Source organism: Streptomyces sp. BB1-1-1 (assembly GCF_031597775.1).
GTDB lineage: Bacteria > Actinomycetota > Actinomycetes > Streptomycetales > Streptomycetaceae > Streptomyces > Streptomyces thinghirensis.
The window spans coordinates 1,590,641-1,610,498 of record NZ_CP134203.1; the positions used below are offsets into that span (position 1 = coordinate 1,590,641).

Consider the following 19,858-nt stretch of genomic DNA (forward strand, 5'->3'; position numbering starts at 1 on the left):
CCGTCAATCGGTCTCCTGGGAGTGGGGGGCCGTCGCGGGCGGATGGGACGGACGGTCCCGTCCGCCGTCACGGCCGGACACCACGACGACCACGAGCCCGACGACGACAGCCCCGGCGGCGGCCCGTCCTGCCACCCGTAGCCACCAGCCCGACCGGGCCGTACCCCCACCCGGCCGGCCCAGCCTCTCGGCCCGCCGGGCCGGTCTCAGCAGGCGGGCCAACAGCAGCAAGGCCACGGGGACTTGCAGCAGCCACAGGACGGTGCGCGGCCACTCCCCGTACCAGACGTTGGTTCCGTACAGCAGTGTGTGCCACACGCTCAGCACGTAGACGACGATCACGAAACGGTGCAGCCGTCGCCAGGTGTTCGCCCCGATGCGGTGCCGGACGTAGAACAGCAGCCCCAGCGGAATCGCCAGGTACAGGGCACCTTGGCCGAGCGGGATGGCGATGCGACCGGTGCCGGAGTCGTACCAGCCGGGTACGAAGCTGTCGGCGAAGCCCACCCACAACCGCTCGGCCCAGCCCACCTTCGTCTCGTAGCGCACGAGTTCCGCCGCGAACATCAGCGCGTGCGCGGTCATGAGCGCCATCGTCGTCAGGCTCGTGGTGCGGTGCCAGCGCTCCAGTACCCGCCGGGAGACCGGCAGCCGGGTGGGCCGTGGTCCCGACAGCAGCAGGCCGAGCATGACCGTTCCCCAGGCCCACAGCAGCCCCGACCATCCGAACGCCTGGCTGAGCAGGTACATCCAGTAGGTGCCGGCGTCGTCCATGAACGGCATGACCGCGACGGTGTCCGAAGCACCCGACTCCATGCGGGCGTACAGGAACGCGAACACGAGCGCCGTGACCACCACCGCCGCGGTGGCGTCGGGCAGGGCGGACCGCAGGTCGCCGCGGAGAGCGACGCGATCGGCGGGAGGCCGTTGCCGTCCGGGCGGGGCTGTTGTCCCGTCCTCGTCCGGACTCGCGTCTGACAGCATCAGGGCCTCCCGGGCACGGGCCACCGCAGCGACGGTGCGCATGTGTCGTGGGTCAACAAGTCTTGCTGAAGAGACAACGACCCACGGAGGCGTTATCCGGCCAGAGCCGCCGTGAGCCCGATATCTGAACCACCCTCGTCCGGACGGTGCTCAGCGGCCGAGGTCGAGCCCGATTCCCGGCAGCAGGTCGTCCAGCAGGCCTCCGGTGCCGCGCGGTTGCGGGAGTCCTGGGATCCAGCCCGAGTCGATGATCATCGCCCCGACCGTCACCCTCTTCGGCTCGGCCCGGTCGATGTCCCAGTTCGCCCCCGGGCTGGGCAACCGATCACCCTCGAAGCCCCAGTTGCACTCGTGGTCCGGTATGGCGTACAGCAGGTGACAGGCCAGTTGTTTGAGCATCGACTCGTTCTGGTCCGTGGTGGTACCCGGGGGCAGTGGAATGCGTTCCAGGAGCTCGTCCCAGACCTCGTTGACCGAGCCGACGCGTCCGTAGGCGTCCGTGGTCGGCACGAGGGACGCGACAGCGGTGTCCAGGCCGGGGTGCGAACTTGTCGCGGTGGACGCTGGAGTGGGCGAAGAACTCCGAGTCGGTGTCGTGGGAGTACGACCCCATCCAGTCGTCCAGATAGGCGTCCCCGGTGTACTTCAGGCCCCCGTTCGCGTCCACCAGGAACGACCTGACCCGAGGATCGAAGCGCTTGCCGCCCCGAGGTCACCACCCAGCGCGCCGACGGGCGAGAGGTCTTCACCGGACGCGCCCACTCGGAGCAAGCGCCTTCCACTCAGGTGGCGGCCCGGGGTTCGTTCACCGCCGCCATGTGCCTGCCGACTCGCGCGGCGGTCTCCCGTAGCCAGATGTGGGCCGCGTCGTGCGTGTGCACGGGGTGCCACCACATCGCCTCCTGCAGCGGCACCGCCTCGTACGGCGGCTCCACGGCCCGCACGGCGGCGAGCGGCTCCATCAGCCGGGCGAGGCGGGCCTGGATCAGGGCGATGCGCCCGGTACCGGCCACCAGGAGGGGCAGCAGCTGGAAGCTGTCGACGGAGACCTCGACCCGGGGTTCGATGCCCAGCATGCCGAGTTGGCGCACGGCGGGGGCGTCGTAGGTGCGCTGGTAGGTGACCCAGGGCAGCCGGGCGAGGTCGTGCAGGGTGAGGTGCTCCTCGACGCTGGGGTGGTCGTCGGCGACGAGGAAGACCCAGCGGTCCCGGTAGAGGTCGGTGGCGGGGAAGTCGCTGATGACGCCGTGCGGCATCAGCAGGCCGTCGGTCGTGCTGAGCAGCGTGTCCGTGGCGTCCACCACCGTGGGCGGGGTCTGCGCGAAACGCAGCCGGATGCCGGGGGCCTCCTCGTGCACGACACGGGCGAGTTCGGTACCGAAGACGGCCACGGCGTAGTCGGACGCCACGAGCTTGAACTCGCGGCTCTCCTTGGCGGGGTCGAAGTCGGCCTGGCTGGCGAAGAGGCGTTCGAGCACGTCATAGGCGGTGGAGGTGCGGTCCAGAAGGACTTGTCCGAGGGCGGTGAGCTCGTAGTGGCCGCCGACACGGGCGAGCAGATCGTCGTCGAAGTGGCGGCGCAGCCGGGCCAGCGCAGCGCTCATCGCGGGCTGGCTGAGGCCGATGCGCTGCCCGGCGCGGGTGACGTTCCGCTCCTCCAGCAGGGCGCGCAGGGCGACGACGAGATTGAGGTCCAGGCGGCTCAGTTGCACGGCTCTTCCCTTGGCTGAACGGTGCTGACCAGGTGGAATCACTGGCATGGATGGTAGTCATCCACAGAATCGATTTCCCTGATCGGTGGCGGCGGGTCCAGATTAGTCCCCATCGCAATCAGGAGGACACGTACGTGAATCCCGCACCCTCGTCCGCACTGTTCGCGGGCCCCTTCGCCCTCGGCACGCTGTCGGCCCCGGGCGGGCCGGCCTTCCCCGCCCTCGTCACCGCCGACGCCCAGGTGCTCGATCTGCGCGTCGCCTTCGACGACGAACGGCTGACCACCCGGACACTGCTGGAGAGCTGGGAGACGGCACTGCCGCGGCTGCGGGCGCTGCCCGACGACGCCGGTCGGCCTCGTATGCCGCTCGCGGACTTCCGGGTGCACGCGCCGGTCGCACCGCGCCAGGTGTTCCAGTCCGGCGCCAACTACCGGCAGCACGTCATCGACCTGCACGTCGCACACCGTGCGCCGGGCGACGACCGTCCCGAGGAGGACCGGCGCGCGGAGGCGGCGGAGATCATGGACCGGAGGGCGGCGGAGGACCTGCCGTACGTGTTCATCGGTCTGCCGAGCGCCCTCACCGGTCCCTACGACGACGTCGTGCTGCCCGCGTGGGCCGAGAAGCCCGACTGGGAACTGGAACTGGCCGCGGTGATCGGCCGGCCGGCCCACCGGGTGTCCGTCGAGGAGGCACTGGACCACGTCGCCGGGTACACGATCGCCAACGACCTGACCGACCGCGCCACCGTCTTCCGCCGGGACATGCCGCAGATCGGTACCGACTGGCTGCGCAGCAAGAACGCCCCGGGCTTCACGCCGCTCGGACCCTGGATCGTGCCCGCCGCCTCGGTCGGGGACACGGGCGACCTGCGTCTGACGCTGCAGCTCAACGGCGAGACCATGCAGGACGAGTCCACCGCGGACATGATCTTCGACGTGGCGCGGATGGTCTCCTACGCCTCGCAGACCGCCCGGCTCCTCCCCGGCGACCTGGTCCTCACCGGCTCCCCCGCCGGCAACGGCATGCACTGGGGCCGCCTGCTGCGCGACGGCGACGTCATGGACGCCGCCATCACCGGACTCGGCGCCCAGCGCACCCGTTGCGTGGCGGAGGAGGCCCGATGACGCTGGACCGCACCGACCCCGAGGGGTCGATCGCCCGGACCGCGAAGGCGTGCTCGAACTGGGGCCGCTGGGGCGAGGACGACGTCCTCGGCACCCTCAACTTCCTCGACGAGGCCAAGCGCCGCGAAGGTGCCTCGCTGGTCCGGCGGGGTGTCAGCTTCTCCCTCTCCCAGCGCTTCGACATCGACGGCCCGCAGAAGGGCTGGCGGCGGCGCACCAACCCGGTGCACACCATGCTCGACACCGGCACCGACGCGGCCCTCGGCAACCAGGGGCTGCCGCACGGCATCGGTGGCGCCGACGACGTGATCGCGATGCCGTTGCAGTGCTCCACCCAGTGGGACGGGCTCGGCCACATCTTCGACCACGGCAGGGCGTGGAACGGACGCCTCGCGGAGAAGGTCGTCACCTCCGACGGCGACCTGGTCACCGGCATCGAGCACATGGCCCCGCACGTCGCCGGACGCGGAGTGCTCCTGGACGTCGGCCGGGTCGTCGGCGAGGGCGGTGAGCTGCCCGACGGCTTCGCGATCACCGAGGAGCACCTGACCAGGGCCGCCCGGGCCCAGGGCGTGCGCGTGGGCCGCGGTGACCTCGTGCTCGTGCGCACCGGGCAGCTCGCCCGGGTCCGCCGCGCCGGCTGGGGCGAGTACGCCGGAGGGCCCGCGCCCGGTCTCTCGTTCACCACGGCCGGCTGGCTGCACGGCAGCGAGATCGCCGCGATCGCCACCGACACCTGGGGCTTCGAGGTCCGTCCGAACGAGTTCGAGCACGCCTTCCAGCCGCTGCACCAGGTCGCCATCCCGCACATCGGCCTGCTGATCGGCGAGATGTGGGACCTGGACGCCCTCGCCGAGGACTGCGCCGACGACGGGGTGTACGAGTTCTGGCTCACCGCGGCGCCGCTGCCCATCACCGGCGCGGTCGGCTCGCCCGTCAACCCGATCGCCGTCAAGTAACCAGCGGAACGAGGGAGTTCCCCATGAGCACAGCCCGTACGGTCCTGGTGATCGGCGGAGGTGCGGCCGGCAACGCCGTGACGATCCTGCTGCGCCGGGCCGGCCTCACGGTGGACCTGGTCGAGGCCAAGGACGACTGGAACGCCACCGCCGGCTCCGGCATCACCCTCCAGGGCAACGCCCTGCGCGTCCTGCGCGAACTCGGCGTCTGGGAACAGGTGAAGGCGTCCGGCTTCGGCTTCGGTTCCGTCGCCATCACCGCCCCCGACGGCACCGTCCTGCACACGCAGGAGGACCTGCGCACCGGCGGCGACGACCTGCCCGCGACCGTCGGCATGCAGCGCCCGCGGCTCCAGCGGATCCTCATCGAGGCGGTGCGCGACAGCGGCGCGACGGTCCGCCTGGGCACCACCGCCGAGATCCTCGGCCAGGGCCCCGACGGTGTCCGCGTCCGGCTCTCCGACGGCTCCGAGCACCGCTACGACCTGGTGGTGGCCGCCGACGGCCTCGGCTCCGCCACCCGCGCCGCGATCGGCATCACGGACAAGCCCGAACCGACCGGCATGGCCATCTGGCGCATCGCCGCCCCGCGTCCGGCGGGCGTCGTCCGTACCGACCTCGCCTACGGCGGCCCGGCCTACATCGCCGGCTACTGCCCGACCAGCGAGGACACGATCTACGCGTACGTCGTCGAGGCCAACCGGGACCGCGCGTCGATCCCGCCGGAGTCGTACGCCGACGAGATGCGCCGGCTGGCCTCCTCGTACGGCGGCCACTGGCCGGAGATCACCGAGCACATCACCGACCCGGCGAAGGTCAACTACACCTGGTTCGACCGGCTGCTGGTCGAGGGCTCCTGGCACCGCGGCCGGGTCGTCCTCGTCGGCGACGCCGCCCACTGCTGCCCGCCCACCCTCGCCCAGGGCGCCGCACTGTCCCTGGAGGACGCCTGGGTGCTCGCGCAACTGCTGAGCGCTTCCGACGTCTGGGACGACGCACTGTTCCAGGCGTACTACGAGCGGCGCGTCGCCCGCGTCCGGCCGGTCGTCGAGGCGTCGGTGCAGATCGGGCGGTGGCAGCTCGACGGGGTCCGGGACGCCGACGTACCGGGCCTGATGGCCGGCACCATGACCATGCTCAGGGAGCTGCCATGACCCGGCCCACCATCGACGTGCACGCACACGTCCTGCTCCCCGCGGTCGAGTCACTCGTGGCCGGCCTGCCCGGCCACGCCGAGGCCAAGGAGTTGGACGCCCGGCGCAACGGACCTGCCGCGCTCGCGGTCAGCGGGCCCATGGTCCGTGAACGCGTCCCCCGGTTGACCGATGCCGCCGTGCGCCTGGCCGCGATGGACGCGCAGGGCGTGGACGTTCAGCTGGTCAGCCCCTCGCCGTCGCACTACCACTACTGGGCGGACGAGGAGAGTGCCGAGAAGCTGTACCGGCTCGCCAACGAGGCCACGGCGGCGCACTGTGCGAAGGCGCCCGACCGGCTGCGCGGGCTCGGCCTCGTACCGCTCCAGCACCCGCACCACATGGTGCGCGCCCTCGACCACGCCCTGGAACAGGGGCTGGCCGGTGTGGAGATCTCCAGTCACGCGCCTGGGCGGGAACTCTCCGACCCGGCCTACGAGCCCTTCTGGGCGCGGGCCGAAGAGACCGGCGCGATCCTCTTCCTGCACCCCTTCGGGTGCACGCTCGACGAGCGCCTGGACCAGTGGTACCTGTCCAACACCGTCGGCCAGCCCACCGAGAACGCCGTCGCGCTCTCGCACCTCATCTTCTCCGGCGTACTCGACCGCCACCCCGGTCTGAAGCTGATCGCGGCACACGGCGGCGGCTACCTGCCCACCCACATCGGCCGCGCCGACCACGCGTGGTCCGCCCGCGCCGACGCGGGCGCCGGCTGCGCGCACCCGCCCAGCAGCTATCTGAAGCGGCTGTACTTCGACTCCCTCGTCCACGACCCGTACGTACTGCGGGAGTTGGTCCGGGTCGCCGGGGCGGACCGCGTCCTGCTCGGCTCGGACTTCCCCTTCGACATGGGCACCGAGGACCCGGTCGGCGCGCTGCGCGCCGCACGGCTCCCCGAGGCCGACTTCCACGCCGTCCGCGGCGGCAACGCGGCGGCCCTCCTCCGGAAGGACTGACACCATGCGCCTGCTCACCCACCTGCGGCACGTCGACCTCGCCGTGCCCGACTACGACAAGCAGCTCGACTTCTACGCCGGCGTCTGGGGCCTGACCAAGGTCGCCGAGGACTCCGGCATCTCCTTCCTGGCCGCCGAGGGCTCCCCCGAGCAGTACGTCGTGCGGCTGCGCAAGGCCGAGGAGAAGCGTCTCGACCTCGTCTCCTACGGCGCCGCGTCCGCCGCGGACGTCGACACCCTCGCCGAGCGACTGCTCGCGGGCGGCGTGCAGTTGATCTCCCGGCCGGGCAAGGTCGACACCCCGGGCGGCGGTTACGGCTTCCGCTTCTTCGACGTCGACGGCCGCACCATCGAGGTCTCCGCCGACGTCGAGGTCCGCCGGCACCGCAGGATCGAGGAGAAGGAGGCCATCCCCGTCAAGCTCTCCCACGTCGTCCTGAACTCCCCCGACCTCAACCGCACCCGCGAGTGGTACGAGCGCCACCTCGGTTTCGCGCTGTCCGACACGCTCAGCTCGCCGCACATGGGCGAGGTCATGCACTTCATGCGGATCAGCAGCCGGCACCACTCCATGGCCATCGCCCAGGGCCCGCACACCGCCCTGCACCACATCTCCTTCGAGATGCGCGGCATCGACGAGTACATGCGCGGCTCCGGGCGCGTCATCCGGGCGGGCTTCAAGAAGATCTGGGGCCCGGGACGGCACATGGCGGGCGACAACACCTTCACGTACTTCCTCGACCCGCACGGCAACACCGTCGAGTACACCACCGAGCTGGAGAACCTGGACGAGGACACCTGGCATCCCCACGTCTACGACTTCTCCCAGCCCGAGGTCACCGACCAGTGGGGCACCGCCAACCCCATGAACGAACTCGTCGCCAAGGAGTCCTTCAACGACCCCGACCGGGGCGTCTTCGTCGCCCCGCCGGTCTGAGCCGGCTCCCCGGCCCCGGGGGTCCCGACCGACCGCCCTCCCACTGGAGCCCGCCATGCGTTTCGCCGCCTACGAACACCGCCACCGCCACCGGGTGGCCGTCGTGGAGGACGACGGCACCCTCCTCCCGCTACCGGGCGTCTCCTCCCTGTCCGCCCTGCTCACGGAGACCGACGGCCTGCCCGGGCTGCTCGCCGCCGGCCGGGAGGCGCTCGACGTCCCGCCCGGCCCGCATGTCTCCGACGTACGGCTGCTGCCCCCGCTCCAGCCCGCCTCCGTACGGGACTTCGTCACCTTCGAGGAACATGTCGAAGGCGTACGCCGCTCCGTCGACGGCGTCACCGGCGTCCCCGAGCAGTGGTACGCGGCGCCGACCTTCTACTTCACCAACCCGCACGCGGTCTACGGCGACCGGGAGGACGTTCCGATGCCGCCCGGCTCCGCCGTACTGGACTTCGAGCTGGAGGTGGGCGCCGTGATCGGGAGGGAGGGCCGGGACCTCACGCCCGAGCGGGCCCGCGACCACATCGTCGGCTACACCGTGTTCAACGACTGGTCCGCGCGCGACCTGCAGGGCGCGGAGATGAAAGTCGGCCTCGGTCCCTGCAAGGGCAAGGACACCGCCACCACCCTCGGCCCGTACCTCGTCACCGCCGACGAGCTCGAACCGTACCGGGACGCCGACGGCTTCCTGCGCCTGGCCCTGACCGCCGAGGTCAACGGCGAGAAGGTCGGCGAGGACCTGCTGTCCAACATGAGCTGGACCTTCGAGGAGATGACCGCCTACGCCTCCCGCGGCACCCACGTCGTACCGGGTGACGTCCTCGGCTCGGGCACCTGCGGCAACGGCGGCTGCCTCGCCGAACTCTGGGGCCGAGGCGGCGAGCGGACCCCGCCGCCGCTCAAGCCCGGCGACACCGTCACCCTCACCGTCGAGGGCGTCGGCACCCTGACGAACACCGTCGTTGCCGGCGCCGAGCCCGTACCGCTCCCGACCGGCCGACGGCGCAACCGGGAACGGCCGTGAGCGCCCCGCGCCCCAAGAGGCTGCTCGGCAAGGTCGTCGTCGGCACCGGCGCCACAAGGTGGCTCTCGTCTCCGGACGAGTGAGTGCGCTCGGTCGGCGGGGCTCAGTTCGGGTTCGGTTCGGCCGCGCAGGCGACGTCGGTGCGCGGGAGTTCTCCGGTGACGAGGAAGTTCGTCGTCCTGTCGTTGAGGCAGCGGTTCTTCAGGAAGAGGTAGGCGAGGTGTCCACCCTGGTCCGCGGTGATCATCCGTGCCCGCTCACCGAACGCCCTGCGCAGTTCACGGGCACCGGACAACGGCGTCGACGGGTCGCGCAGGTTCTGCACGATCAGTACGTTCGACGGCCCTCGGCTGTTGATCCTCACCGGGGGCTCGGACGGTTCCGTCGGCCAGAAGGCACAGGGCCAGATGTTCGCCGCGGCCGCACCGAACATCGGGTAGCGGGAGCGGTCGGCCTCGACGTTGCGCTGGTATGTGGCGACGGACTCCGGCCAGTCGCGGTCGTTGCAGAGCACCGCGAGCTGTCCGGCGACGGCGTTGTCGGCCGGCTGCCGGGCGGGTACCTCGGACGGTGAGGTCTGCGGGAGGGGCTGTCCGGTCTCGACGGCACGCCAGATCTCGGCCAGTTCGGGCAGCCACTGGTCCAGGTAGAGCTTCTCGAACGTCACCTTGCGGAACCGCTTGCCGTCGAAGCCGTCCGGCCTCGGCTCCGCGTCCAGCCGGGCGGCGATCTCGAAGTACTTCGCCCTGATCCCTTCCACCGAGGTGCCGAAACCGTACTCGGGATGCTCGGAGAGGTACTTCGCGAAGTCCGGGAACCTGTCCTCGACGCCCTCCCCGAAGCCGCGGGAGGCCGACGGGCCGCTGCCTTTCGGACCCATCGCGCTGTCGAGGACGATCTGGGCGCTGCGGCGCGGGAACAGCGTGGTGTAGACCGAACCGAGGTAGGTGCCGTAGGAGATGCCGAGGTAGGAGATCTTCGGCTCGCCCAGCGCGGCTCGGATCCGGTCCATGTCGCGCGCGGTGTTGGCCGTGCTGATGTGCGGCAGCATCGGCGCGGTCGCCGCGGATCCGCACTTCTCGGCGACCTCGGCGGCGTACTCGGCACGCTCGGCGACGTCGGCCGAGTCCAGTGCGTATTCCGGGATGTTCGCCGTCGCCGTCGCCTCACCCTCCAGGTCGCAGGTCACCGGAGCGCTGCGGCCGACCCCGCGCGGATCGAAGCCGATCACGTCGTAGGTGTCCAGGACGCTCTGCGGCACGCCGTAGTACTTCAGCACCAACGGGTAGTTCAGGCCCGGTTCGCCCGGCCCGCCGGCGTTCGTCAGCAGCACGCCGCGGCGCTTGTGGGGTTGTGGGCTGGCCATACGTGAGATCGCGAGCGCGATCTTCTCGCCCTCGGGGTCGCGGTAGTCCAGCGGCACCTCGAGCGTGCCGCACTCCAGTCCCGGCAGTGAGGTGCCGTCCGGGCATTCGCCCCAGCTCACGCGCTCGGGTGACGTGCTCGGCGCCGTTTCGGCCGAGGCCCCCTGCCAGGTGAGCAGCGCCACCATGACGGTGGCGAGAACGGCAACGACGTACTTTCGCATGCGGTGTCCTTATGGGCGTGGCGGCTTTCGTCCGGACCGGTCCAGGGGGCGGGTCAGCCCGCCGCGCCGTCGAGCAGCCGGCTGTAGCGCAGCCGCAGCGCTCGCTCCGTGCTGGCCGTGACGGTGATGAGCCCGATCACGGTGTTGCCCCATGCCGACAGATCGATGGGCGAGGTGAAGGTCCCGACGTGCTGGGAGACGCCTTGGGAAAGGGTGAGCTGTTCGACGAGCTGTGCGACGAGGACGAACAGGGCGACGACGAGCACGATCGACGACAGGAACCCGATCCCGCGGCTGAGTGCGGGGTGCCTGCGGTCGAAGTGCGCGCGGCGCCCTTCGGCGGAGTCGCGGTCCGGGACGAGTTGGTACTCGGCCCCGTCGGCGCTGACGTAGTGGCAGCGCTTGAGCCCGAAGGCGCTCATCCTCACTTCGACGGTGCCGCCCGGGACGGGGAAGGCGGCGGGGAGTCCGGACTGGGCGTGGTGCCTGTCGTCGAGGTACAGGTCGGCTTTGACGTTGCCGGAAGAATTGTTCTGCCAGTGCCTGACGTCGACGGCGTAGATCGCCTGCCGGCCGTCATCGTTCGTCAGCCGGAGGTAGAACAGTGCCCGGAAAGTCATCTGCCACCAGCGGAACGGCTTCAGTGGTCGTCCGTCCCCGGGCGTGACCCGCCTCGCGGCCCGCCGACGCCGCGTCTCCTCGAACATGCCTCCCACTCCCTCTGCTCGCTCGGTGGCCGGGTGGCGGGTGAGTGCCGCCCGGCCTCGAACGAGTCTGTCCGTGCGGCGCGGACGGCACATCATCCCGGCGGCTCGGAGCGTCTTCGACCAGAGGCGAGGTGGTGATGCGACTTTGGTCCAGGTGGGGTGTCCGGACCGTTCGGCGCGGTGGTCAGGCGGGGCATCCAGCGTCCGCGACCACGTAGTGGCCGGGTGAGGTCTGCTGGAGGGTACGGGTGGTGAAGGTGTTCCACAGGCCCATGGGCTGACCCGAGCCCTGTGCGTAGGCGTACCCGCCGTCCGCGTAGGCACGTCCGGCGACGGTGTGGGCGTAGTTGCTCGCCGTGTGGCACGTGGGCGCGAACCCGCCGGTGGTCGCGGTGACCGTGGACGAGGCCGGGCCCGCCGCGCCCGCGGAGTCGACGGCGGCCACGGTGTAGTCGTACGCGGTGCCGCTGGTCAGGCCGGAGTCGGTGTAGGTGGTCGACGTCGTGGTCGCCACCTCGGTGCCGTCGCGGAGGACGGCGTACGAGGCCGCTCCGGTGACGCCGGTCCAGCTCAGGGAGGCGGTGGAGCCGGTGGTCGCGGTGACGGTCAGCCCGGTGGGGGCGGGCAGCGTCCCGGGCTCCTCGCCTCCGCCGTCGCCGTCCAGCCCCCAGAAGAGAGCCGTGTGGTAGCTGGAGCAGATGGTGTCGAGGTAGTAGGTGCCGGCGGTGCCGCACTGCTCGGCGCCGCTGCCGGGGTCGACCGCGAGCCCGTGTGCCATGCCGGAGATCGAGTAGACCTCGACCGCGGACCGGCCGGAGGCGTCGGCGTAGACGCTTCGCGTGGTGCCCCCGGGGAGGCTCTCGGTACGGGAGGGGGTCTGGCCCGTGCCCCACACGTCGGTCCACTGGTCGCGCAGCTCGGTGGCGTTGGCGGGCCGGACGGTGGTGTCGGCGGTGCCCTGCCAGATCGCCACGCGCGGCCAGGAGGTGGTGCCCGCGGGAGCGGCGGAACGCACCAGGTTCCCCCACTGGGCCGGTGTCCTGTCGGGCGGGCTGTACATGCAGGTGTAGGCCGCGGTCACGCTGTCGGCGCAGGAAGCGGGCAGTCCGGAGTCGACGGCGCCGCCCGCGAAGACGTCGGGGTAGGCGGCGAGCATGTTCGCCGTCATGCCGCCGCCGGCCGACAGGCCCGTGATGAAGACGCGCCCGGGGTCGCTGCCGTACCGCGAGATCGCCTCGTCCACCATCTGTTTGATCGACAGTGCCTCGCCACGGCCGCGGGCGCTGTCGCCCGGCTGGAACCAGTTGAAGCAGGAGTTGGCGTTGTTCGCGCCGCTCGTCTGGGGGAAGACCGCCGCGAAGCCGTAGCGGTCGGCGAACTTCGGCCAGCCCGAGTGCGCGTAGTAGTCGTTCGCGCTCTGCGTGCAGCCGTGCAGGGCGACCACGAGCGGCGCGCCGGCGGGCAGGGCGTCGGGCACGTACGCGTACATGGACAGGTTGCCGGGGTTGGTACCGAACCCGGTGACCTGGGTCAGGCCTGCGGCGGACGCCGGCGGGCCCGCGGCCACCAGTGCGGCGGTCAGGGCGAGGGCGCCGGCCGCGGCGGTGATCCAGCGGCGGACGCCTTCGAGGAGGTGGCGGCCCTTGGGGGCGCGGGGCGGAGGGTGCGGCTGTCCCATGTCGGCTGCCTCCTGGAGGATGGACGCGCTCTCGGAGCGATGCCAGGTGCCTGGTCATCGGTGTGTGCGCATCATCCGGCGCCCATGCCACTGTTGGCATGGACGGAACAACCAGGGTGGGCGTGGGCCGTGTGTGACGGCGGTCCATGGTCCCGGTTCGGCTCCGGAGTGTATGGGGAGACCGTGCTCCGGGCGGTCCCGCGCGGTCGCGCGGTCCGGCCCCGTACGTCAGCCGTCGTGCGTCGAGGTGCTGAGTTCGTGCAGTGTCCCGGTCACCTCGTCGTCGCTCACCTGCTCGAAGTCCTCGTACCAGAGGCCGACCGCCTGGAAGTCCGACGGCTGGTACAGGCAGACGACGTCGTCGGCCGCCGAGCGCATCTCGGCGCAGGACTCGGCAGCACCGACGGGGACCGCCAGGATCAGCCGTGCGGGTGCCAGGCCGCGCAGGTGCCGCAGGGCGGCGCGGGCGGTGGCTCCGGTGGCCAGACCGTCGTCGACGAGGATCACGGTCCGGTTTCTGACGTCGGGCGCGGACCGGTCACCCCGGTAGAGCAGAGCGCGGCGGTGCAGTTCGGCGCGCTCGCGTTCCACATCCGGGGCGAGGCGGTGTTCGCTCAGGCCGAGCATCTCCAGGGCCCGTCGGTCGAACAGCGGCGGATCGTCACCCACGATCGCGCCGATGCCCGCCTCCGGTCGGCCGGGAAGACCGATCTTGCGTACGACCAGCACGTCCAGCGGCGCATCGAGTGCCCGCGCGACCTGGGCGGCCACGGGGACACCGCCTCGGGGCAGCGCGAGAACGACGGTGTCCGGGAACTCGCCGTTCGCTGCCCGCTCCTTCAGCCGGAGGGCGAGTTCGCGGCCGGCCTCCGTGCGGTCGTTGAATCGCATGGCCTGGTGTCCGCCCTTCTCACGCGAGGCGAAGAGTGTGCGCCACTGTCCGGGGTTTCCCTCCGGACGCCGGTGAAACCGTGGCGGACCGACCGCGGGGACGGCGGCCGGGTCCTGCCCGCCTGGTCACGGAAGCCTTCCCGGCACGTGGTCACGGAACCAGCCGGCGGCGGCCTCCGTCACCTGTGCCAGTGCGCCGGGTTCCGGGAAGAGGTGCGTGGCGCCCGGTACGACATGGATCCGGTGGGGTGCCGACAGCTCCTCGGCGGCCTCCCGGTTGAGATCGAGTACCGCCGCGTCGCCGCCGCCGACGACGAGCAGGACCGGGGCGGTGACCAGAGGCAGTACGTCGCCTGCGAGGTCCGGCCGCCCGCCCCGCGACACCACGGCGGACACCCGGTTCGGCCGCTCGGCGGCCGCCGCGAGCGCGGCCCCCGCTCCCGTGCTCGCCCCGAACAGGCCCACGGACAGCGCCGCGGTGTCCGGGCGTCGCTCCAGCCAGTCGACGGCGTCCGTCAACCGCCGGGTCAGCAGCGCGATGTCGAAGCGGTGCCGTGCCGTGGCGGCGTCCTCGCGCTCCTCGTCCTCGGTCAGCAGGTCCAGCAGGAGCGTGCCGAACCCGGCCCGGTGCAGACCGGCGGCGACCGCGCGGTTGCGGGGGCTGAGTCGTGAGCTGCCGCTGCCGTGTGCGAAAAGAATCACCCCCGGCGCCCCGGCGGGAAGCGTCAGGTCGCCGTCCAGGCTCGCGTCTCCCGAGGGGACCTTCGCGGTTCGCGAGACGGTTTGCGAGACCATGAGCACTCATCTCCCCTCAGCTGTGCGGGGTCCGGGTACCCGCTGAGTCCGGCCCTACCGGCAGGTGACGGCGGCGGAGCCGTCGGTCAGAGGTCGCCGGGACCGCCCAGGCCCGTCAGGGCGCCGACCGGGTCGAGGTCGGGGGTGCCGCGCGGCCACCAGTCGTCGCGGCCGGGTTCCGACTCGTAGGCGTACCAGAGCCCTGCCCGGCCGAGCCTGAGCTGGACGTGGCCTTGGGGGTGGGTGAGGCGGTTGCGCCAGGGGCGGAAGGCGGGGAGGTCGGCGGCGAGCAGCAGCGGGCGGGCTCGGTCGAAGCGGCCGGCCGGCGGGTCCCAGGGCTCCTCCAGGACGTCGAGGCCCTCCGGTCCGCCCTGGCGCCAGGCGGCCACGGCGCGCGCCAGGTCCGCCGTGTCGCGGCCGGCGGCCTTCGCGAGGGACGCGTAGAGCGCTCGGGTGCCGACGGTGAGGCCGGAACCGGGGCGGGCCGCGGCGAGGCGCACGGCGTCCTGCCACAGCGTCAGCCCGCCGACCGGGTCACGGCCCGTGGTGAGCAGGGCGTGGGCGCGGGCGGCGGCGTCGGTGGCCAGCTGGTCCAGCGCGAAGGGGTCGGGGCCGCCCGGTGCCGCCGGGTAGGCCGGGGGCTGTTCGGGGTGCGGGGGCGGGCGCAGCGGCGCCGGGAGGGGCGGCAGGGCGCGCGCCGTCAGTGCCGCGGCGGCCCGGACACCGGGCAGGGGCTCCGGTCCGCGATCCTGGGCGGCGCGGGCCGCACGGGCCGCGTTCAGCCGGGACAGGGCGTCGAGCAGCTCGCGTTCGCCCCGGCCGCGCAGCAGGAGCAGGACGAAGGGGTCGGCGTCGAGCAGACGTGCCGTCTGGTAGCAGAGGGCGGCGGCGTGCTTGCAGGGGTGCCCGGAGTCGGGGCAACTGCACTGCGGGGCGAGGTCGCCGGGGCCGGGGAGCAGGGGGACACCGCAGTCGGCCAGGGAGTGGGGCAGCTCCTTGTCGAGGAGCGCGGCGATGTGGCCGGGACGCTCGACGGCCGCGTCCAGGAACCGCTCCCAGTCGGCGTCGTCGAGCGTGCGCAGCCGCATCTGCACGCGGTACGGCCGGGGCCGGCTGCCCTGCACGTAGGCGAGGACCAGGCCGGGCGTCACGGTGATGGCGTCGACGTGTCCCCGCTCGGCGTACCCCCGCCCTCGCGCCAGCCGCGCGGCGTCCAGGGCGCCCTCCTCCAGCGCCGTCACCCACGCGTTTCCCCACCAGGTCCCGGCGAGACTCCCGTCCGCCGCCGCGCGGGGCGGGAGGGCGGGGAAGGTACGACGCAGCTCGCCGTCCCGGCCCGGCGCGGCCATCGAGCGGGGGGTGCGAGGGGTCGCGGGCGGCGGGGGGAACGTCTGGTTCGCGGGCGGTTGGGGGGACGTCTGGTCGTGCGCTGCCGGGTGCGGAGCCCGGTCCGGAGCCGCCGGGTGCGGAGCCCGGCCCGGAGCCGCCGGGTGCGGAGCTCGGTCCGGCGCCGCCGGGGCACGCCCGGGTCGCGGTGGCGCCTGCCGGCGTGGGGGCGGTGGCTCGTAGGACAACGTGGACGGAAGTGATGGAAGCCACGGCTCACCGGCGGCAGGAGACGGGCCCTCGGCAGCACCCTCTGAACGCGCGGCGCGATACGGCGTGGGAGTGGAGTCGGAGGCGGGCTCGTCCGGGGTCAGGGCATCCTCGTCGGGGTCCGCCTCCGGGGGGAGACGGAACGCGTCCGCCGCGAAGTCCCGTACGGCCCGTGCGCGGGCGTCGGCGGTGCGCGAACCGCCGCCCCCCTGCGGACGACGGGCCGGGCGGGACAGCCGCCGGGTGCCCTCCGCCCCCTTGGCCGCGGTGTCCGCCGTCGCCTGCCGGCGAGCCGCCCGCAACGCCTCACGCGCCACATCCGCCGGCCGGCTGTCGCTCGTGCCCGCGGAGCCTGGGCGTGCCGCGGGGGCCGCGTCGGCGGTCGCCTCACCGGGGAGGGACGTCGGGTCGGAGGCCGAGGCCGAGGCATCGGTCGCCGCATCATCGGAGTGATCCGCCGGGGCGGCGACTGTTGTTCCGTCAGAGACGATCGGCCGCCCAGCAGAGCGAGTCACGTCTTCGGGCCGGTTGGTTTCCTCCCCCGTCGCGCCGCCCGCTCCGTCGTCCTCCCCTGCATGCCGTGCGGTCCGCGCGCTGCGCAGCGCCGCGCGTGCGACGTCCCCGGGGCGGGGCCGCTCGGTGCGCTCCTCCGGCTTCCGATCCCGATTCCGGCCCCGGTCAGGGTGCTGGTGCTGGTGCTGGTGCTGGTCATGACCTTGCGCCTGCGCCTGCGCCGGCTCGCGTTCGGGGGCGGCCGCTTCGGCTTCGGCTTCGGTTGCCGCATCCGCATCGACGGTCGGTCCAGGCGCCGCCCCCTCGCCTCGCTCGCGTGCCTCGCGCAGGGCGCGGCGGGCCTCGTCGGCGGGCCGGGGGGTCATGACGGCCTCCGCAGGGACACCAGGTCGGACAGTTCGCGGACCGTCAGTTCGGTGAGGGCCGCCTCGCCGGAGCCGAGGACCGCGTCGGCCAGGGCACGCTTGGACTGGAGCATCTCGGCGATGCGGTCCTCGACCGTGCCCTCGGTGATGAGGCGGTGGACCTGGACCGGCTGGGTCTGGCCGATGCGGTAGGCGCGGTCGGTGGCCTGTTCCTCGACCGCCGGGTTCCACCAGCGGTCGAAGTGCACGACGTGCCCCGCGCGGGTGAGGTTCAGGCCGGTGCCGGCGGCCTTCAGGGAGAGGACGAGGACCGGGGTGGCCCCGCTCTGGAAGCGGTCCACCATGTGCTCGCGCTCCGGCACCGGCGTACCGCCGTGCAGCAGGTCGACCGGGATCGCGCGGGCGGTCAGGTGGGAGGTGATGAGGCGGGCCATGCCGACGTACTGCGTGAAGACGAGCGCCGAACCGTCCTCCGCGAGGAGCGTGTCCAACAGCTCGTCGAGCAGGGCGAGTTTGCCGGAGCGGTCGGTCAGTCGATCCGCTCGGCCCGGCGGGTGCTCCTCCTTGAGGAACAGTGCGGGGTGGTCGCAGATCTGCTTCAGCGAGGTCAGGAGCTTGAGCACCAGGCCCCGGCGGCCCATGCCCTCGGCCGACTCGATGGCGAGCATCGACTCGCGCACCACCGCCTCGTACAGCGCGGCTTGTTCGCGGGTGAGCGGGACGGGGTGGTCCGTCTCGGTCTTCGGCGGCAGCTCCGGGACGATGCCCGGGTCGGACTTCTTGCGGCGCAGCAGGAAGGGACGGATCAGGCCGGCGAGGCGCTCCACCGCCTCCTCGTCCTCGCCGTTCTCCACCGCGCGCGCGTGCCGGGCGCGGAAGGACTTCAGGGGACCGAGGAGCCCGGGGGTGGTCCAGTCGAGCAGCGCCCACAGCTCGGAGAGGTTGTTCTCCACCGGTGTGCCGGTCAGCGCCACGCGCGCGGGGGACGGGATCGTCCGCAGAGCCTTCGCCGTCGCCGAGAACGGGTTCTTGACGTGCTGCGCCTCGTCCGCGACGACCATGCCCCAGGGCTGCTCGGCCAGGGTCGCCGCGGCGGACCGCATCGTGCCGTACGTGGTGAGGACGAAGCCGCCGGTCAGATCGTCCAGGGTGCGATCGGGGCCGTGGAAGCGGCGGACGGGGAGGCCGGGTGCGAACCGGGTGATCTCCCGCTGCCAATTGCCCAGCAGCGAGGCCGGGCAGACCACCAGGGTCGGTTCGGTGCGGGCCCGCTTGAGGTGCAGGGCGATGACGGTGACCGTCTTGCCGAGGCCCATGTCGTCGGCGAGGCAGCCGCCGAGGCCGAGCGAGGTCATGAGGTCGAGCCAGGCCAGGCCGCGCAGCTGGTAGTCGCGGAGGGTGGCGTGCAGGCCGGGCGGCGGTTCGGCGGGGCGGACACCTGCCGTGAGCCGGTCGCGCAGGGCGGCCAGCGCGCCGACCGGCACCACCTCGACCGTCTCGCCGTCGGCCTCCGCGGTGCCGGTGAGGGCGACGGACAGGGCGTCGACCGGGTCGAGCAGGCCGAGGTCGCGCTTGCGGGCGCGGCGGACCAGGGCGGGATCGACCAGCACCCACCGGTCGCGCAGCCGGACGACCGGGCGGTGGGCCTCCGCGAGGGTGTCCATCTCGGCCTCGGTGAGCGGGTCGCCGCCGATCGCCAGCTGCCAGCGGAACTGGAGGAGATCCTCACTCTCGAAGAAGCCGGTGCCGTCGGTCGCGGAGCCGGGCGCGGGCCGGACCACCGCGGTCGCGGTGAGGTCCTGGGCGAGGTCGCGGGGCCAGTGCACGGCGACCCCGGCTGCGGAGAGCCGGCCGGCCGCCACGCCCAGCAGGTCGATGACCTCCTCCTCGGAGAGGCTGAGGACGTCGGGCACGTCCTGCTCGGTGAGCCGGTCGAGCGGCGGCCAGACCCGTGCCGCGCGCCGCACCCCGAGGGCGGCGTCCACGCGCGCGCGGGGACCGAACGCCGCGTCGGCCGCTCCCGACCACAGGTCCGCCGCGTCGGCCACGAGGGTGGGGTCGGCGAGGCTGTGCACCTGGACGACCGCCGCACCCGCGCTGCGCGCGCCGCCGTTGCCCTCGTCGTCCCCGTCGAACAGGTCGTACGCCGACAGATCCAGGCGCAGCGAGATCCGCACGCCCGCGTCCATGCCGGCGGCGACCTCCGCGGCCCAGTCGTGGGCGTCCGGCAGGTGTTGCGCCGCGCGTGCGGCGAAGGGCCGGCCCGAGGCGTGGGGCGCGGCCGGGGTGCGGGGCAGGGTGTCGGCGACCGCGTCCAGGAAGGCGCGGACGAGTGCTTCCGGTTCCGGCAGCCGGATCGGGCCTGGGCCGTCCAGCGGGACCGCGTGGCCCTCCGGGGGCAGGGCGGCGGCCACCGACCGCAGGTGCGCGATGTCGTCGGGGTCCAGCGGGCCGGCCCGCCAGGCGTCGTGTCCGGTCGCCGTCAGGCCGGGCAGGAGCCGGCCGCGCGCGGCGAGCCGCAGGGCGTGCAGGGCCGCGGCGCCCCAGCAGGCGGTGGCCGGGTGGGCGGCCGGGTCGTGCCGGGCGCGCACCAGCAGGGGCAGTGCCTCGGCGAGCGGGAGGGACAACGCGGGCGTCGTCCGGCGTCGCACCCCGGCGCCGTGCCGCCGTACGACGGTGAGGTCCGTGGCCCCGGCGGGCCGGGCGCCGTGCCCGGAAGGCGAAGCGGCTGCCGACCCGCCGCCCCCGGAAGGCGAGGCGGCCGACCCGCCGTCCCCAGGAGGCGAGGCGGCCGACCCGCCGCCCCCGGAAGACGAAACGGCCGACC

Annotated in this window: 15 protein-coding genes and 1 pseudogene; 6 read left to right on the forward strand and 10 right to left on the reverse strand. The window is 73.0% G+C overall.

Features of this window, described 5'->3' with window-relative positions:
- Window positions 1-3: 3 nt before the first annotated feature.
- The 3 genes from RI578_RS07380 to RI578_RS07390 all read right to left on the reverse strand — a co-directional run bounded on the left by RI578_RS07380 (window position 4) and on the right by RI578_RS07390 (window position 2,696).
- A complete protein-coding gene (locus RI578_RS07380; RefSeq protein ID WP_310875693.1) occupies window positions 4-984 on the reverse strand; it encodes a ferric reductase-like transmembrane domain-containing protein in 981 nt (326 codons plus the stop codon).
- Window positions 985-1,134: 150 nt separating this feature from the next.
- Window positions 1,135-1,494 carry a hypothetical protein gene (locus tag RI578_RS07385; RefSeq protein ID WP_310870332.1) on the reverse strand — a complete coding sequence of 120 codons (360 nt, stop codon included), beginning with the start codon at window positions 1,492-1,494 and terminating at the stop codon, window positions 1,135-1,137.
- A gap of 272 nt (window positions 1,495-1,766) precedes the next feature.
- Window positions 1,767-2,696: a LysR family transcriptional regulator gene (locus RI578_RS07390; RefSeq protein WP_310870333.1), complete on the reverse strand. Its 930-nt coding sequence runs from the start codon at window positions 2,694-2,696 to the stop codon at window positions 1,767-1,769.
- 134 nt (window positions 2,697-2,830) lie between these two features.
- On the opposite strand from RI578_RS07390, the gene RI578_RS07395 reads away from it, so the two are divergent.
- Genes RI578_RS07395 through RI578_RS07420 form a run of 6 tightly spaced genes read left to right on the forward strand, consistent with a single transcriptional unit; the run spans window position 2,831 to window position 8,898 of the window.
- Entirely contained in the window at window positions 2,831-3,826 is a 996-nt protein-coding gene (locus RI578_RS07395; RefSeq protein ID WP_310870334.1) for a fumarylacetoacetate hydrolase family protein, read from the forward strand.
- Window positions 3,823-4,785, forward strand: coding sequence for a cyclase family protein (locus tag RI578_RS07400; protein WP_310870335.1), 963 nt, complete (start codon window positions 3,823-3,825; stop codon window positions 4,783-4,785). The genes RI578_RS07395 and RI578_RS07400 overlap by 4 nt, the downstream gene beginning before the upstream one ends.
- Window positions 4,786-4,808: 23 nt before the next feature.
- On the forward strand, window positions 4,809-5,939 hold the full coding sequence (locus RI578_RS07405) for an FAD-dependent oxidoreductase (protein WP_310870336.1): 1,131 nt from the start codon (window positions 4,809-4,811) through the stop codon (window positions 5,937-5,939).
- Entirely contained in the window at window positions 5,936-6,934 is a 999-nt protein-coding gene (locus RI578_RS07410) for an amidohydrolase family protein (RefSeq protein ID WP_310870337.1), read from the forward strand. Before RI578_RS07405 ends, RI578_RS07410 begins: the two co-directional genes overlap by 4 nt.
- Before the next feature lie 4 nt (window positions 6,935-6,938).
- On the forward strand, window positions 6,939-7,871 hold the full coding sequence (locus RI578_RS07415; protein ID WP_310870338.1) for a VOC family protein: 933 nt from the start codon (window positions 6,939-6,941) through the stop codon (window positions 7,869-7,871).
- A 55-nt stretch (window positions 7,872-7,926) separates the two neighbouring features.
- The gene (locus tag RI578_RS07420) at window positions 7,927-8,898 is read left to right on the forward strand and encodes a fumarylacetoacetate hydrolase family protein (RefSeq protein WP_310870339.1); all 972 of its coding nucleotides are present in this window, start codon (window positions 7,927-7,929) and stop codon (window positions 8,896-8,898) included.
- Between the two features lie 103 nt (window positions 8,899-9,001).
- Here RI578_RS07420 and RI578_RS07425 read toward each other — a convergent pair whose 3' ends face one another.
- The 7 genes and pseudogenes from RI578_RS07425 to RI578_RS07455 all read right to left on the reverse strand — a co-directional run.
- On the reverse strand, window positions 9,002-10,486 hold the full coding sequence (locus RI578_RS07425; protein WP_310870340.1) for an alpha/beta hydrolase: 1,485 nt from the start codon (window positions 10,484-10,486) through the stop codon (window positions 9,002-9,004).
- 53 nt (window positions 10,487-10,539) lie between these two features.
- Complete coding sequence (locus RI578_RS07430) at window positions 10,540-11,193, reverse strand: hypothetical protein (protein ID WP_310870341.1); 654 nt, start codon at window positions 11,191-11,193, stop codon at window positions 10,540-10,542.
- A 184-nt stretch (window positions 11,194-11,377) separates the two neighbouring features.
- A complete protein-coding gene (locus RI578_RS07435; protein WP_310870342.1) occupies window positions 11,378-12,871 on the reverse strand; it encodes a PHB depolymerase family esterase in 1,494 nt (497 codons plus the stop codon).
- A 228-nt stretch (window positions 12,872-13,099) separates the two neighbouring features.
- A complete protein-coding gene (locus RI578_RS07440) occupies window positions 13,100-13,762 on the reverse strand; it encodes a phosphoribosyltransferase (RefSeq protein ID WP_310870343.1) in 663 nt (220 codons plus the stop codon).
- Between the two features lie 126 nt (window positions 13,763-13,888).
- On the reverse strand, window positions 13,889-14,557 hold the full coding sequence (locus tag RI578_RS07445; RefSeq protein WP_310870344.1) for a dienelactone hydrolase family protein: 669 nt from the start codon (window positions 14,555-14,557) through the stop codon (window positions 13,889-13,891).
- A gap of 86 nt (window positions 14,558-14,643) precedes the next feature.
- Window positions 14,644-17,031 carry an SWIM zinc finger family protein gene (locus RI578_RS07450; protein WP_310870345.1) on the reverse strand — a complete coding sequence of 796 codons (2,388 nt, stop codon included), beginning with the start codon at window positions 17,029-17,031 and terminating at the stop codon, window positions 14,644-14,646.
- Window positions 17,028-19,721 (reverse strand): annotated as a pseudogene (locus RI578_RS07455) (DEAD/DEAH box helicase); the annotation flags it as partial. The pseudogene RI578_RS07455 and the gene RI578_RS07450, both read right to left, overlap by 4 nt.
- Window positions 19,722-19,858: the final 137 nt, after the last annotated feature.